General features: G+C 62.9%; 12 protein-coding genes and 1 riboswitch. Of the genes, 3 read left to right on the top strand and 9 right to left on the bottom strand.

Annotated elements, in window-relative coordinates; translation table 11 throughout:
- The first annotated feature begins 21 nt into the window (after window positions 1-21).
- Window positions 22-849, top strand: coding sequence for a helix-turn-helix transcriptional regulator (locus AAFM31_RS12805; RefSeq protein WP_341708316.1), 828 nt, complete (start codon window positions 22-24; stop codon window positions 847-849).
- Here the strand turns inward: AAFM31_RS12805 and AAFM31_RS12800 are convergent.
- The 9 genes from AAFM31_RS12800 to AAFM31_RS12760 form a co-directional block, all read right to left on the bottom strand.
- Entirely contained in the window at window positions 846-1,871 is a 1,026-nt protein-coding gene (locus AAFM31_RS12800) for an asparaginase (protein WP_341708315.1), read from the bottom strand. The two genes, AAFM31_RS12805 and AAFM31_RS12800, sit on opposite strands and share 4 nt — an antisense overlap.
- Window positions 1,868-3,271 (bottom strand): aspartate ammonia-lyase, encoded by a 1,404-nt coding sequence (locus AAFM31_RS12795; protein WP_341708314.1) that lies wholly within the window; start codon window positions 3,269-3,271, stop codon window positions 1,868-1,870. The genes AAFM31_RS12800 and AAFM31_RS12795 overlap by 4 nt, the downstream gene beginning before the upstream one ends.
- Window positions 3,272-3,325: 54 nt before the next feature.
- Window positions 3,326-4,756 carry an alanine/glycine:cation symporter family protein gene (locus AAFM31_RS12790; RefSeq protein ID WP_341708313.1) on the bottom strand — a complete coding sequence of 477 codons (1,431 nt, stop codon included), beginning with the start codon at window positions 4,754-4,756 and terminating at the stop codon, window positions 3,326-3,328.
- A gap of 150 nt (window positions 4,757-4,906) precedes the next feature.
- Entirely contained in the window at window positions 4,907-8,521 is a 3,615-nt protein-coding gene (gene uca, locus AAFM31_RS12785; RefSeq protein WP_341708312.1) for an urea carboxylase, read from the bottom strand.
- 85 nt (window positions 8,522-8,606) lie between these two features.
- Window positions 8,607-9,248: an urea amidolyase associated protein UAAP2 gene (locus tag AAFM31_RS12780; RefSeq protein ID WP_341708311.1), complete on the bottom strand. Its 642-nt coding sequence runs from the start codon at window positions 9,246-9,248 to the stop codon at window positions 8,607-8,609.
- A gap of 11 nt (window positions 9,249-9,259) precedes the next feature.
- A complete protein-coding gene (locus AAFM31_RS12775; protein ID WP_341708310.1) occupies window positions 9,260-9,976 on the bottom strand; it encodes an urea amidolyase associated protein UAAP1 in 717 nt (238 codons plus the stop codon).
- A 26-nt stretch (window positions 9,977-10,002) separates the two neighbouring features.
- Window positions 10,003-10,785 (bottom strand): ABC transporter ATP-binding protein, encoded by a 783-nt coding sequence (locus AAFM31_RS12770; RefSeq protein WP_341708309.1) that lies wholly within the window; start codon window positions 10,783-10,785, stop codon window positions 10,003-10,005.
- Window positions 10,785-11,603 carry an ABC transporter permease gene (locus tag AAFM31_RS12765; RefSeq protein WP_233049017.1) on the bottom strand — a complete coding sequence of 273 codons (819 nt, stop codon included), beginning with the start codon at window positions 11,601-11,603 and terminating at the stop codon, window positions 10,785-10,787. The genes AAFM31_RS12770 and AAFM31_RS12765 overlap by 1 nt, the downstream gene beginning before the upstream one ends.
- Window positions 11,604-11,648: 45 nt before the next feature.
- Window positions 11,649-12,692 (bottom strand): putative urea ABC transporter substrate-binding protein, encoded by a 1,044-nt coding sequence (locus tag AAFM31_RS12760; RefSeq protein WP_341708308.1) that lies wholly within the window; start codon window positions 12,690-12,692, stop codon window positions 11,649-11,651.
- Between the two features lie 53 nt (window positions 12,693-12,745).
- Window positions 12,746-12,846, bottom strand: a riboswitch (guanidine-I (ykkC/yxkD leader).
- A 517-nt stretch (window positions 12,847-13,363) separates the two neighbouring features.
- Between AAFM31_RS12760 and AAFM31_RS12755 the strand changes: the two genes are divergently transcribed.
- On the top strand, window positions 13,364-14,590 hold the full coding sequence (locus AAFM31_RS12755; protein ID WP_341708307.1) for an alginate export family protein: 1,227 nt from the start codon (window positions 13,364-13,366) through the stop codon (window positions 14,588-14,590).
- A 41-nt stretch (window positions 14,591-14,631) separates the two neighbouring features.
- On the top strand, window positions 14,632-16,014 hold the full coding sequence (locus AAFM31_RS12750) for a CmpA/NrtA family ABC transporter substrate-binding protein (RefSeq protein WP_341708306.1): 1,383 nt from the start codon (window positions 14,632-14,634) through the stop codon (window positions 16,012-16,014).
- Window positions 16,015-16,059: the final 45 nt, after the last annotated feature.

The raw sequence follows: 16,059 nt of genomic DNA, 5'->3' as shown, positions 1-16,059 counted from the left end.
CGATCACGAGTGAGGGCGACCATGCACGACGATTTTGGCGACAATCTGCGGCTGCTGTGCAGCTACTACAAGTCCACTGCCGAGGTGTGTCGACGGCTGGGTATCAACCGCCCGCAGTTCAATCGCTATCTCAATGGTGTCAATCGCCCGTCCGACAGCACCATGCGTCGGCTGTGTGACTTCTTCGGCGTTGAAGTGCACGAGATGCTGTTGCCCCACGGCCAGTTCCAGCGGCTGATTCAGGTGCGCCCGCAGCAGACCGAGCGAGCGACGCCTGCGGCCTCTCAGCCGAACTCGCTCGAGCAGCAATACCTGCAGCGACTCAACAACGTCGGCCAGAGCGGGCTCGACAAGTATCTGGGCTATTACTTCGAGTACTACCTGTCGATGGCCTATCCCGGCAGCATTCTGCGCACGTTGGTGTGTCTGGAAGAGCACGAGGGCAAGACCTACTACCAGCGCACCGAGCGGATTCGCGAGCGGCCGGGCAGCAAGCCATTTCACGGTGTGTACCGGGGCATGGTGCAGTTTCTGTCAGACCGTATCTTTCTCGCCGACTATGAAACCCTGACCAATTTCGAGATGACCCAGACGGTGCTCTACCCGTCGTTCCGCAACCGGGTGGACCGGCTGACCGGTCTGCGCATCGGCGTCTCCGGCAGCGGCGAGCGGGTGCCGTGCTGCACCCGGGTGCTGTACGAATATCTGGGGCGTGAAGTGGATCGTCAGCGCGTGCTGGCGCTGTGTGGGCTCTACAGTTGTGACGACCCGGCGCTGGATGCGGATATCCGCGCGGCGATCCGCAACGACATCGGCCCGGGCGAGTGGCACTTCCGGGCGCGGTTTTAGATCGTCTGTTCGTCGCTCAGGTTGAGTGACCAGTCGCGTGTTACAGCGGCGGCGTCACGACCGCCTGCCAGCAACCAGTGCAGTTTGCAGAACGCTGCTTCCGGCGTCATGTCACCGCCACTCAGTACCCCCTGATCCTGCAGTCCAGCGCTTGCCGCGTAGGCGCCGGGGCTGATGCCACCCTGCAGGCACTGGGTCACGTTGACCACGACCTTGCCGCGCGCGTTGGCGCGTTTGATAAAAGCATCAAACGCCGGGTCGCGGCTGGGCACGTTGCCGGCGCCAAAGCTCTGCAACACCACCGCCTTGCAGTTACTGTCGGCCAGAATCGCGTCGTACAGCGCTGCCGGCATCGACGGGTGCAAGCAGAGCATGGCCACCGCCCCCGGCTGGAAGTCGAGCGCGGCTGCTTCGTGTGGATGGCGGCTGGCGACGTCGTCGCCCAGCAGACGCTCGGTATGAAGTTGCGGACGGATATTCAGCTCAGCCAGCGGCGCCGCGTTGGGAGTGTCGAAGGCGTGAAACTGCTGGCTGCTGACCTTGCGCAGACGGCTGCCGTTGAGCAGCCGGTTGTTGAACACCAGGCCGACATTGCGCAGGCGCGGCCCGGCTGCCAGTTGCAGCGCTGCCTGCAGGTGCGCTACCGCGTCGCTGCGCGGCAGCCCGAGCGGGACCTGCGAGCCGGTGAACAGCACGTTGCGTTCGCTGGCGCCGAGCATGAACGCAAGCGCCGCAGCGCTGTAAGCCACGGTGTCGGTGCCGTGCAGAATGATGAAGCCGCGATAGCGGTCCCAGTGTTCGGCCAGCAGCGCGGCGAGCTGCTGCCAGTGCGCCGGGGTGATGTTGGCGCTGTCGATCAGCGGGTCGATCTCCAGCAGATCGAAGCTGGGCAACTGGTGCAGACTGCTGCCCAGCTGTTGCTCGATCCGCTGGCGCAAACCGGGGGCCGGTGCCAGCCCATGCGGGCCGGGCACCATGCCGATAGTGCCGCCGGTGTGCAGGATCAGCACCTCGGCGGTCATGAGGCGGCCTTTTGCGGGGCCAGCATGGATTGCGGGCTCAACAGTCGGTTGAGTTCCGATTCGCTCATCAGGTTCTCCTCGATGATCAGTGCCTTGACCGTGCTGCCGGTCATCAGCGCCGTGTGGGCGATGCGCGAGGCGTTGCTGTAGCCGATGTGCGGCACCAGCGCGGTGATGATCCCGATGCTGTTGTCGACGTGGGCAGCGCAGGCCTGCTCGTTGGCGATGATGCCACGAATGCAGCGATGTTCGAGCATCTGGCAGGCTTCCTTGAGCATCTTCAGCGAGTTGAGCAGGTTGTAGATGATCATCGGCTCCATCGCGTTGAGCTGCAGCTGCCCGGCCTCGGCGGCCAGGGTCACCGCCAGATCGGCAGCGATTACCTGATAGGCAGTCTGGTTCATCGCCTCGGGAATCACCGGGTTGACCTTGCCCGGCATGATTGAGGAGCCCGGCTGCATGGGCGGCAGCTGGATCTCGCCCAGACCGGTGCGCGGGCCGCTGGAGAGCAGGCGCAGGTCGTTGCTCATCTTGCTCAGTTTGATTGCCAGGCGCTTGAGAATGCCGGAGAAGAACACAAAGGCGCCCATGTCTGAGGTCGCCTCGACCAGGTTGCAGGCCGGGATCAGCGGCTTGCCCGACACCTCGGCCAGCCGCGCAACTACCTTGGCCGAATAGCCGTCGGGCGTGTTGATGCCGGTACCGATGGCGGTGCCGCCGAGGTTGACCTCACACAGCAGTGCGCAGGCTTCGCGGATGCGGTCGATGTCTTCGCCGAGGTTGACGGCAAAGGCATCGAATTCCTGCCCGAGTGTCATCGGCACGGCGTCCTGCAGCTGGGTGCGGCCCATCTTCAGGATGTGCGCGAACTCGCGGCCCTTGTCTTCCAGTGCGGCCTTCAGCGAAGCCAGCGCCGGCACGAAACTGTCGGCGGCAAACTGGATGCCGAGGCAGGCGGCGGTTGGGTAGGCGTCGTTGGTGGATTGCGAGCGGTTGACGTCGTCGTTCGGGTGCAGGTGGCGGTACTCGCCACGACCGTGCCCCAGCTTGGCCAGCGCGACGTTGGCGATTACCTCGTTGGCGTTCATGTTGGTCGAGGTACCGGCGCCGCCCTGAATGACGTCGACGATGAACTGATCGTGATACAGACCGCTGGCGATGTCTTCGCAGGCGGAGACGATGGCGTCGGTCTTCTCTTGACTGAGCAGGCCGAAGTCGCGGTTGGTCAGCGCTGAGGCCTGCTTCACCTGCGCCAGTGCCTGAATCAGCTCCGGGAAATGCGAAATTGGCACCCCGGTAATGGCGAAGTTGGCCGCCGCACGCAGGGTCTGGATGCCGTACCAGGCATCGTCGGGTACATCGAGATCACCAAGCAGATCGTGTTCTGAACGGGTATTCATGGGTGTGCTTCCAGAGGAAACGGAGCGCCGGGGACCCGGCGCTCGGGGCAGGGGTCAGTGGTTGTCTTTGCGCTGGCTGGCCGGCCAGGACTCGTGGTCCAGATCCAGGTCGGCGTACTCTTCCGCGTGGAAGGTCGGCGTTTTGTTGCCGCTCTTGAGCTGACGGTCGTAGTCCGCGAGCACGCGCTTGCCGGTCTTGAACAGCATGGTCAGGGCAATCAGGTTGACCAGTGCCAGCAGGCCCATGGTCAGGTCGGCGAAGCCGAATACGGTGCCCAGATCCATGATCGCGCCCAGACAGCACAGGCAGATCACCACCACCCGGAAGCCGTTCATGACGAACTCGTTGCTGCGACCGGTGGTCAGGTAGCTGACGCTGTTTTCACCGAGGTAGTAGTTGTAGAGCACGGTGCTGAAGCCGAACAGCAGCATCGCGATACTGACGAAGACGCGACCCCATTCGCCGATGTGGGTGGCCAGCGACGCCTGGGTCAAGGCCACGCCCTGACTGGCATCGGCCAGCGTCGGGTCATACGCGGTGCCCATCAGAATGATCAGCGCGGTACAGGTACACAGCACGATGGTGTCGATAAATACCGAGAACGACTGCACCACGCCCTGATTGGCCGGGTGCGGAACAAAGGCCACCGCCGCCACGTTGGGCGCGCTGCCGAGGCCCGCTTCGTTGGAGAACAGGCCGCGCTTGACGCCCATCAGAATCGCCGCGCCGATACCGCCGCCGACCACCGGGCCAATGCCGAAGGCGCTTTCCACGATCAGCTTGAGGGTGGCGGGAATCTCGCTGAAGTTCAGACCGAGCACCACCACGGCGATTAGCAGGTAACCGCCAGCCATGATCGGCACCAGCACCTCAGCGACCTGAGCGATACGTTTGACGCCGCCGAAGATAATCAGGCCGACCACCAGTGCCAGACCGATACCGCTGTAGTACAGCGGAATGCTGAACGCATCCTGGAGCGAGGTGGCGACTGCGTAGGACTGCAGGGCGATAAAGCCGATACCGAAGGTCACCAGCAGCAGCACCGAGTAAACCATCGCCAGCCACTTCCAGTTACGACCCAGACCGCGTTCGATGTAGTGGGCCGGGCCGCCACGGTAGGCACCATCCGGCTCGGCGGTCTTGTACAGCTGGGCGAGGGTACATTCGATGAAGCTGGTTGCCATGCCCATCAGGCCGACAACCCACATCCAGAAGATGGCGCCGGGGCCACCGAGGGTAATGGCCACCGCAACGCCGGCGATATTGCCGCCGCCAACCCGGCCGGCAACCGACAGGATCAGGGCTTGAAAGGAACTGAGGTGGCGTCCGTCCGCCTCATGATGGTTGGCGGTGAGAATGCCGAACATCTTGCCGAAGTAACGAAACTGAACGAAGCGGGTGGCGATGGTGAACCAGACTCCGATGCCGACCAGCATGGCAATCAGAATCTTGCTCCACAGCAGGTCGCTGAGGGCGGATAGCATGATCTACTCCTTTCGGTGAGCCGAATTTTATTGTCGGTTGGGGAGGCTCATTGAAACGCGCGAGTGCACGCTTGAGTAGTTTGTAAGCTGATACGAAAAGACGCTACCTGATGCTTTTAAAGCATCAGGTAGCGTCTGTTTTTTTCTGCCTCAGGCGACCGGTTCCAGTGCCTCGTCGCGCAGCACTACCAGCGGCTGACCGGCCTGCACGCGGCCACCGGGCTGCTGCAATACATGGGTCACCACGCCATCGCACGGCGCCTGCAGCGGGATTTCCATCTTCATCGATTCGAGAATCAGCAGGGTTTGGCCGGCCTTGACCGTATCGCCGACCTTGACCTCGGCCTGCCACAGACTGCCGGATACCGGGCTGTCGACACCGACGCTGTCCTCCGGCCAGCTGACATCCTCATCGTTACTCTCCAGCTCTTCGCTCTCGAAGTTGAACTGGCCGTTGGCGTGCCACTGGCGGAGTTCTTCGGCGAAGGCCGCGTTGCGCTGCTGCTTGAAGGCTTCGATGTCGTCGGCGTTGTCGTTAATGAAGGCTTCGTGCTCGGCGAGGCTGAACTGGCTTTCCTCGATGCGCAGCGGATAGCGGCCCTGCGGGAAGTCGCGGCGAATCTGCTGCAGCTCCTCGTGGCTGACCTCATAAAAGCGGATCTGATCAAAGAAGCGCAGCAGCCATGGCTTGCTGAACTCGCGGGTCTGGCGATAGCGGTTCCACATCTGCAGGGTGCGACCGACGAACTGATAACCGCCGGGCCCTTCCATGCCGTAGACGCAGAGGTAGGAGCCGCCGATGCCGACCGAGTTTTCGGCGGTCCAGGTGCGCGCCGGGTTGTACTTGGTGGTCACCAGACGGTGGCGTGGGTCGGTCGGCGTGGCCACCGGCGCACCGAGGTAGACGTCGCCGAGGCCCATGACCAGATAGGACGCCTCGAACAGCACCTTCTTGACGTCGTCGATGCTGTCCAGCCCGTTGATGCGGCGGATGAACTCCAGATTACTTGGGCACCAGGGCGCGTTCTTGCGCACCGACTGGGTGTATTTTTCGATCGCCAGCTGGCAGGCCTTGTCGTCCCACGACAGCGGGATGTGCACGATGCGCGAGGGTACGGCCAGTTCGTTCAGGCGTTCCGACAGTGCCTGTTCGGCCTTGAACAGATGCTCGAGCAGCGCGTCATGGCTCAATTGCTGGCTGTCGAAATGCACCTGCAGCGAGCGGATGCCCGGGGTCAGCTCACGCAGGCCGGCCACCGGGTTTTGCTGCAGCCACTGCATCAGCGCGTGGGCGCGGAAACGCAGGCGGATATCCAGCATCTGCTCGCCGTATTCGACCAGCAGGAAGTGGTCACCGGCGGCGCGGTAGACGATCTCGTCACCGAACTGCTCGGCGGGCAGACGCTTTAGAATGGGGCTGTCGACCGCCACCGGCTGCCATTCGACCGGCTTGGAGGTCAGTGCATCGATCTGTTCGATCTGCGCCGCCTCCAGCGCAACCGCCTGCTCAATGCTGACCGGTACAAAGCGCACTTTGTCGCCGGCGCGCAGCTGGCCGAGCTTCCACAGGTCGGCGGTGATGACGGTGGCCGGGCAGACAAAACCACCGAGCGACGGGCCGTCCGGGCCGAGGATCACCGGCATGTCGCCGGTGAAATCGACGGTGCCGAAGGCGTAAGCGTTGTCGTGAATGTTGGACGGGTGCAGGCCGGCTTCGCCGCCGTCCTTGCGTGCCCATTCCGGTTTCGGGCCTATGAGACGCACGCCCGTGCGGCTTGAGTTGTAGTGAATCTCCCAGTCGGTGGCGAAAAAGCTGTCGATGTCCTTGCCGGTGAAAAAGTCCGGCGCGCCATGCGGGCCGTAGATCACCCGCAGCTCCCACTGGTTGCTGATCGCCGGGCGCAGCGCGCTGGGTACCTCAGCAGGCGCAACCGGGCTGACGCCTGCGCTCAGGTGCAGCACGTCACCGGTGCGCAGCGCGCGGCCGTTGTGGCCGCCGAACTGACCGAGGGTGAAGGTGGATTTGGAACCGAGATAATCCGGGCATTGCAGACCGCCGAGCACTGCCAGATAGGCTCGGGCACCGGCGTCCTTGATGCGGCCAAGGGTCAGGGTTTGCCCTGCGGCAATATCAATCACCTGCCAGGAGGCAATCGGCTGGTCATCCAGCTTGGCGTCAATCGCAGCGCCGCTCAGCACGATCTGGCTGGCGCTGGCAAAACGCAGGGTTGGGCCTTGCAGGGTGATTTCCAGCCCCGCCGTGTCGGCCGGGTTGTTCAGCAGGCGGTTGCCAAGGCGGAAGGCGTAGCTGTCGAAGGGGCCGGACGGCGGCACGCCAACATCCCAGCTGCCGGTGCGGCCCGGAAAGTCCTGAATGGTGGTCTGGGTGCCGCCAGCCAGCACGTCGATGCGCGCCGGCTGGAAGCGGAAGCTGTTGAGGTAGCGAGTGGTGACCTCGCCAGCCAGCAGCGCCGGGTCGCGGGTCAGCGCACGCAGGTAGTCGAGGTTGGTTTCGCTGCCGTACAGGCGGGTGGCGTCCAGGGTGTCCTGCAGCTTGGTCAGCGCAGCGGCGCGGTCCTCCGCGTGGACAATCACCTTGGCCAGCATCGGGTCGAAGTAGGGCGGTACTTCCAGCCCGGATTCGATCCAGTGGTCAATGCGGATGCCGTCACCGGAGGGGAAAGCCGCTTCGCTGAGCAGGCCTGCACAGGGCTGAAAGTCGCGGAACGGGTCTTCGGCGTACAGACGCACCTGAATGGAATGGCCCTTGGGCACGAGGCTGGCGCGGCGCGCGTTCAGTTCCAGCTCCTCGCCGGCGGCCAGACGTACCATCCACTCGACCAGATCAACGCCGAACACCTCTTCGGTCACGCCGTGCTCAACCTGCAGGCGGGTGTTAACTTCAAGGAAGTAGAACTGGTGACTGTCGGCGTCGTAAATGAACTCGACGGTACCGGCGTTGCGGTAGCTGACGCTGGACAGCAGCTTTTCAGCAGTGGCGTGCAGCTCGCTGCGGACCGCGTCGCTCAGGTTCGGTGCCGGGCATTCTTCCACCACTTTCTGATTGCGGCGCTGGCTGGAGCAGTCGCGCTCACCGAGTGCCAGCGCGTTGCCCTTGCCGTCGGCAAACACCTGCACCTCGATATGGCGGGCGCGGGCGATGAATTTCTCCAGGAACACGCCGTCGTCGGCAAAGTTGCTGGCGCCAAGGCGCTTGACGCTGTCGAAGGCACCGGTCAGTTCGTCTTCGCTGTGACACAGCTGCATGCCGATACCGCCGCCACCGGCGGTGCTCTTGAGCATGACCGGATAGCCGATACGCGCGGCTTCTGCCTTGGCTGCCGCCAGATCGGTCAACAGATCGGTGCCCGGCAGCAGCGGCACATTGGCTTGTTCTGCCAACTCGCGGGCGCGGTGCTTGAGACCGAAGGCCAGCATTTGCTCGGGCGTCGGGCCGATAAAGGCGACCCCAGCGGCCTCGCAGCGGCGCACGAAGTTGGCGTTCTCACTGAGGAAGCCGTAACCGGGGTGGATGGCCTGGGCGCCGGTGTCGGCGGCGATGGCCAGCAGTTTGTCGACCTGCAGATAGGTGTCGGCAGCGGCGCCTTCGCCGAGGCTGTAGGCCTCGTCAGCGAGCCGTACGTGCAGGCTGTCGGCGTCGCATTCGGCGTAGACGGCGACTGAGCCGATACCCAGGTTGCGCAGGGTGCGGATGATGCGGGTGGCGATGGCGCCACGGTTGGCGATCAGAACCTTGTTGAACATGTCGCTAGCCTTTGCCGGGCCGTCCCAGGCTGCTTTGTTTACGACAGTGGCCGTCCACTGAAGCTGTGATGTCTCGTTGTACGGGTTACTCAGACCAGACCAGTAATTCAACCGGCGTCGGGTTATAGCCGTTGCACGGGTTGTTCAGCTGCGGGCAGTTGGAGATCAGGATCACCACGTCCGTCAGCGCGGTCAGCTCGACGTACTTGCCGGCGCCGGAGATGCCGTCCTCAAAGGTCAGGCCGCCTTCGGCGGTCACCGGCACGTTCATAAAGAAGTTGATGTTGTGGGTGATGTCGCGCTTGCTGATGCCGTATTGCGGGTTCTCGGCCACGGCCAGCATCCAGCTGTCTCGGCACGAGTGCATGCAGCGCTTTTCCAGGTCGTAGCGCACGGTGTTGCTTTCGCTGGCGCAGGCACCGCCCAGCGTGTCGTGACGGCCGCAGGTATCGGCGACGATTTCCAGCATCGGGTTGTTTTCGTTCGAGCGAATCACCGAGCCGGCGGTCAGGTAGACGTTGCCCTGCTCGCGGATGGTGTCGGTGGCGCTGTAGCGCTCGACCGGATTGGCGGCGCTGAAGAACAGGGTGTCGGCGGCCTGATTGCCTTCCAGGTCGAGCAGGCGCATGGTCTGGCCGGCCTTGACGATGCCGATGTAGTAATCGCCAGCGCCGATGGTGGTGCGGGAGAGGGCCTGTTCGGGGAGGCGGGAGCTGTGCTTGATCATGGTGTCCTCGCTTACTTGCCCAGGTGGTACAGGGCGTTGTTCTGGAAGCCGCGCTGGTTTTCCGGGCGGAAGTTGCGGCAGAAGTCGTCATCGCTGACCGGCGCGGCCTGGCTCAGCTCGATGCGGACCGGGTTGTAGGGGTAGCTGTCGGCGCTGCTGAGCGGGTGCGGGCAGGTGTGCAGCACGACCAAGGTGTCCATCTCGAAGCGCAGGGCGACCTGGCTGCCGGCCTTGCTGTGGCCGGAAACCAGTTGCATACGGCCTTCGTCATCGGTGGCGACCTTGCTGAACAGGTTCAGGTTGGCGGCCATGTCGGCGCGGCCCAGACCGTACTTGGCCAGCTCGACCAGAAAGGCGTCGTAGCCGTTCTGGTGCCATTCATTGCGGGCGTTCTGGTAGTCGCGTGCGCCCCAGCGCTCGGCTACCTGAGCGGCGTTGCTGTTGCCACAGACGCTTTCGTGCCAGCCCAGATCGTCTTCAACGATGGAGGCGAAGATGCGGCCCATGTCGGAATACAGGCAATTGCCGCGGGTCAGCTTGAAGGTGTGTTGGCACTTGAGGGTGTCTGGCGCGTTGTAACGCTCCAGCAGGTTTTCCGGGTTGTAGAACAGCATGCCGACGTTGGCATTACCGGCCAGATCGGTCAGGCGCATCAGGGTGCCCTTGCGCACGCGCAGGGACCAGTGGCTGGCGCCGGCGATTTCAGTGGTGTAGGTCTTCAGAGTCATCTGCCTTGTCTCCGTGATTCGGTGGCTCAGCTGGCGGCTTCGGCCAGCAGCGGGGCAATGGTTTGTTCGGTGTTCTGCGGCGCTGGCTGCCGGGCGCTATGGTCGATCGGCAGGTCGTAGGTGATGGTGGCGCCATAGGCTTGCGGTGCGTGCGGGTCGTGGCGCAGCTTGTCGAACACCCACAAGCGGGTGCCGAGGTGGAAGCCTTCCTTGATATCGTGAGTGACCATAAAGATGGTCAGCTTGTGTTCCTGCCAGAGGCGCAGCACCAGTTCGTGCATGTCGGCGCGGATACCTGGGTCGAGTGCGCCAAAGGGCTCATCCAGCAGCAGAATGCGCGGCTTGCCGAGCAGCGCCTGGGCAATCGCCAGACGCTGCTTCATCCCGCCAGACAGCTCGTGCGGGTACTTCTTCAGCGCGTGGCCAAGGCCGACTTCGGTGAGGATGGCTTCGGCATCAAGGCGGGCCTGCTTGCGCTTGCTGCCGAACAGGTAGCCGGTCAGCCCGCGCTGTGCAAAGCCGACCGCCGCCATGACGTTCTCCAGCACGGTCATGTGCGGGAAAACCGAATACTGCTGGAAGACGATGCCGCGGTCTGGGCCGGGTTCCGAAGCAATCGGCTTGCCGTCGAGCAGCAGCTCGCCGCTGGTTGGGGACTCGGTGCCCAGCAGCATTTTCAGGAAGGTGCTCTTGCCGCAGCCGGAGGCGCCGACCAGGGTGACGAACTCGCCTTCCTTGACGGTGACGTTCAGGCGTTCGAGCACCGGGTTACCGTCGTAGCTCTTGCCGACGTTCTTTACTTCGATCATCAGTGGGCTCCTTGGGCATTCCACGGGAACAGGCGGCGCGACAGGGTCGCCAGCAGCCAGTCGAACAGGAAGGCCAGCAGGGTGATCCAGGCGACATACGGCAGGATCACGTCCATCGACATATAGCGGCGGACCAGAAAGATCCGGTAACCGAGGCCATCGGTGGCGGCGATGGCTTCGGCGGCGATCAGGAACAGCCAGCCGGCACCGAGCGACAGACGCACCGCGTCGATCAGTTTCGGCATCAGCTGCGGCAGCAGCACGCGGACCATGATCTGGCTGGTGTTGGCACCGAGGGTCTGCGCCTTGACCAGTTGCTCGCTGGGGATTTCCTGGGTGCGGCGCTGCAGATCACGGGCGATAAACGGGGTAATACCGATGGCGATCAGGATCACCTTGGAGGCTTCACCGAGGCCGAACAGAATGAACAGCACCGGCAGAATCGCCAGCGGTGGTATCAGCGACACCACCGTCAGCAGCGGGCTGACACCGGCGTGCACCAGCGGCAGTGCGCCGGTAAACAGCCCCAGCGCCAGACCAATGGCCGCAGCGATCAGCACGCCCAGGCCGAGGCGCTTGAGGCTGCTGGCGGTGTCCTGCCAGAACAGGTACTCACCGGTGCGTTTGCTCGGCTCCAACGCCATCCGGTCGATGGCTTCGCCCATCTGGCTGAAGGCGGGCAGCAGCTTGTCGTTGGCGTTCTCGGCCAGCCGCGCGTCCGAGGCTACTACGTAGAGCAGGAGCAGCAGGGCGAACGGCAGCAGCCCGAGAAACAGTTTGCTGGCCGGTGGCGGTGTGAGGTTGATCAGTCGCTTCATATGCATCCCGCTGGGCGCCCGTTCGCGCCCGGTCTGGTTCAGGGCTCAGAGCTGGCCGTCAGCAGCCATCTGCATGTAGGTCGGGTCAAAGCGCAGCTTCAGGTTGCTGCTGTCGCCGTAGTCGCCGGCGGGCATCTGCACGCCGATAAAACCGGCATCCGGCGCGCCGTCGCCGAGCAGGCCGTGGTCGAAGGAAAACTCCGCCACGTACTGCATGGTTTGCGTGAGTTGCACGCTGTTGGTCAGCTCCAGCGCCGCGGCCGGGGTGTAGAACATCTTGGTTGCGGCCAACTGGGCTTCATAACCGTCCAGATCGGTGCCGGAGGCCTCGGCCATGTAGCTGCGCGCGGCAACGCCTTGCTCGCTGTCGCTGCTCATGGTCGCCATGATTTCGTACCAGGCGCCGGTCAGGGCCTTGCCCAGTTCCGGGTGGGCGCTGAGGGTGTCGGTGTTGATCACCAGCAGGTCGATGATCTCGCCCGGAATCTGCGCCGAGTCGAACACCACCGTGCTGTTCGGTTGCTGGCTGATTTCGCTCAGCAGCGGATTCCAGGTCGCGACCGAGGTGACGTCGTCGGTGCCGTAGACGGCGACCATGTCGGCGTCCGAGGTGTTGACCACCTGCACATCGGCTTCGCTCAGGCCCACCGAGTCCAGCGCGCGGGCCAGCAGATAGTGGGACACGCTCAGCTCGACCAGGTTGACGTTCTGGCCTTTGATGGCGGCCAGTTCGCTTTCGCCCTTGAGCACGATGCCGTCATTGCCGTTGGAGAAGTCGCCGACGATCAGTGCAGTGCTGTCGACGCCGCCAGCGGCCGGGATGGTCAGCGCATCCATGTTGGTCATGGTGCAGGCGTCGAACTCACCCGCTGTGTATTGGTTGATCGACTCGATGTAATCGTTGATCTGCACCACATCAATGGCGATGTCGTACTTGTCGGCCCACTTCTTGACGATGCCGCTTTCGGCACCGTAGGCCCAGGGCATCCAGCCGGCGTAGATCGACCAGCAGACCTTGAAGCTATCTTGCGCCTGGGCGGCGGACGACAGCAGCAGGGAGCTGAGCAGCAGGGCGGGGAATCTTTTCATCGGGAACCTCTCAGTCAATGTCACGTGGAGCACTCCTGGCAGTGTTGCCAATCGTCTCCCGGGCTTTTATCCCGCCGTGTAACCTTTATCTGAAAGGTCGAGTGCTCTCGGACCAGTCACCGCTACAGCGGCCGGAACCCTAGCGCTCTATTTGCAAATTGTGTGTTGCGCGGTAGTGCGGAGTGCGAACACTCAGTGCAAAGCAATATGCAGACCAGAATGGGCAAAACCGCGGAATACGGGCGTTGAGGTTTTGGCTCCATGACGGTGCGCGGACAGGGGTGCCTGCTTGTAGTGCATTGCTCCTTTTTGGTGCGCGATGCCAGTGCGTTACGCCTCCGGCATTTTTCCCGCGATGTTTTCGGTGCCGGCCGCCTGCGGCAACGTGATGAAAAATCGCACAGCGCCAGTGCGCATTTTTTGATCAATGCACTGTGCAAATGCACTTTTGCCCTGAACCAGAATTGCTCTGGAATAGGTTTTTTGCATTGAATCAGTAGGTTATGAAATCTGGCACAGGGCTTGCTCTCTGCCCTCAGTGTCGGGCATCCCAATGGCGGGAACTCCGACCACACAGATTTATCGGGCAAAGGCGTCCACCAACACTCCTGCAGCAGCAGCGGTGTTTGTGGACGCCTTTTTTTGTGCGCGTTTTTTGGGGAGGGGTGTGCATGAGCGAGCAAATGAAACTGCGGGCAGGGGTAACTGGGGCATGGCTGATGGGGGCCGTGCTGGCGATGGGCAGCAGTCTGGTGTTGGCCGAGGCGGGCTCCATCAGTGAGGCGGTAACCGGTGGCAAGGCGGGGCTGGACCTGCGTTACCGTTATGAATATGTGGATCAGGATGGCATCGACAAGAGCGCCGGTGCCTCCACTCTGCGCACCCGCATCAACTTTGCGACTGCGCCGTATCGCGGCTTTGGCGCCTTCGTCGAAGCAGATGATGTCACCGTCATTGGCAGCGAGCGTTACAACAACGCCACCGGCCTGCCGAGCGCGAAGACCCAGTATCCGGTCGTCGCCGACCCGGAAGGCACCGAGATCAACCAGGCCTGGCTGAGCTATGCCGGGCTGGACGCCACCACCCTGAAGTTTGGCCGTCAGCGCATCATCTACGACAACGCCCGTTTTATCGGCAACGTCGGCTGGCGTCAGAACGAACAGACCTACGATGGCTTCAGCCTGAGCAACAGCAGTCTGGCCGACACCACCCTCAACTATGCCTATGTCTACAACGTCAACCGCATCTTCGGTGAGGATTCGCCGAAGGGCGACCTGGACACCAAGGCCCATTTCGTCAACCTGGCCTACGGCGGTTTTGATCTGGTCAAGATCACCGGTTACGGCTACTTCCTGGATCTGGAGGATGCGCCGGCTGCGTCCAACAAGACCCTGGGCCTGCGTCTGACCGGCGCACCCAAGCTCAGCGAGCGCACCAGCCTCAGCTACGCACTGGAGTACGCACGCCAGAGCGATTACGAGGACGGCAACAACATCGGCGCCGATTACTGGCTGGCTGAGCTGGGTGTGAACGTCGGTGGGCTGCAGCTGCTCGGTGGTTACGAGCTGCTGGGCGCGGACGACTCGGCCTTCAGCACGCCGCTGGCAACCGGCCACGCGTTCAACGGCTGGGCAGACAAGTTCCTCAATACCCCGGCCAACGGCTTGGAAGACATGTATCTGCAGCTCGGCGGCAGCCTCGCCGGCTTCAAGCTGCAGGCGGTCTACCACGACTTCTCCGCCGACAAGGGCGGCGCCGACTACGGCAGCGAACTGGACCTGCTGGCCGCGCGCAAGTTTGGCGATGTCACCCTGGTCGCCAAGTACGCCAGTTACAACGCCGACGAATTTGCCACCGATACCGACAAGCTCTGGCTGATGGCGCAGGTCGCCTTCTGAACCACGGCCTCTCACTGATCATTGTTTAACGGAGCACGACTATGAACACGTTCAAGCGCAAGTCTCTCGCTGCCACTCTGTCACTGGCTGTTTCGCTGGGCCTCGGCAGTCTACTGTCGACCGCGGTACAGGCGGTCGAGAATCTGGAGAAGGAAGACCTCAAGTTCGGCTTTATCAAACTGACCGACATGGCCCCGCTGGCGATTGCCTACGAGAAGGGCTTTTTTGAAGACGAAGGGCTGTACGTCACCCTTGAGGCGCAAGCCAACTGGAAGGTGCTGCTCGACCGGGTCATCGACGGTGAGCTGGACGGCGCGCACATGCTGGCCGGTCAGCCGCTTGGCGCGACCATTGGCTTTGGCACTCAGGCTGATGTGATCACCGCCTTCTCGATGGACCTCAACGGCAACGGCATCACCGTGTCGAACGACGTCTGGGAAGAGATGAAGAAGCACATCCCGCTGGATGCCGACGGTAAGCCCCAGCACCCGATCAGCGCCGCTGCGCTGAAGCCGGTGATCGAGCAATACCGCGCTGCCGGCAAGCCATTCAACATGGGCATGGTGTTCCCGGTTTCCACTCACAACTACGAGCTGCGTTACTGGCTGGCGGCGGGTGGCATCAGCCCCGGCTACTACGCACCGGCCCGCGGCGACACCTCGGGCCAGATCAATGCCGATGCGTTGCTTTCGGTGACCCCGCCGCCGCAGATGCCGGCCACCATGGAAGCCGGCACCATCAATGGCTATTGCGTGGGTGAGCCGTGGAACCAGCAAGCGGTGTTCAAGGGCATCGGTGTGCCGGTGATCACTGACTACGAAATCTGGAAGAACAACCCGGAGAAGGTGTTCGGCGTCAGCCAGAAATGGGCGGATGAGAACCCCAATACTCACATCGCCGTGGTCAAGGCGCTGATCCGTGCAGCCGCGTGGCTGGATGCGGACAACAACGCCAATCGTGCCGAAGCGGTGCAGATCCTGTCGCAGTCGACCTACGTGGGCGCTGACGCCGAGGTGATTGCCAACTCGATGACCGGCACCTTTGAGTACGAGAAGGGCGACAAGCGAGAGGTTCCGGACTTCAACGTGTTCTTCCGCTACAACGCGACCTACCCGTTCTACTCCGACGCGATCTGGTATCTGACCCAGATGCGCCGCTGGGGCCAGATCGGCACAGCCCAGCCGGACAGCTGGTACATGGACGTAGCGAAGAAGGTCTACCGCCCGGATATCTACGCTCAGGCAGCGCAGGAGCTGATCGCCGAGGGCAAGCTGGCGGCTGATGCGTTCCCCGACTTTGCCACCGAAACCGGCTTCAAGGCCCCGACCAACGAGTTCATCGACGGTGTCACCTACGACGGCACTCAACCGAACGCCTATCTGCAACAGTTTGCGATCGGGCTCAAGGGCGACGAACAGCTGTAATTCGAGCGGCTCCGGCGTGGCGTCGGAGCCCTTCCACCCTGATGG

Source organism: Halopseudomonas sp. (assembly GCF_038130085.1).
Lineage (GTDB): Bacteria > Pseudomonadota > Gammaproteobacteria > Pseudomonadales > Pseudomonadaceae > Halopseudomonas.
Note: the sequence above shows the minus strand (reverse complement) of the source record. Positions and strands in the feature narration are given on the sequence as shown.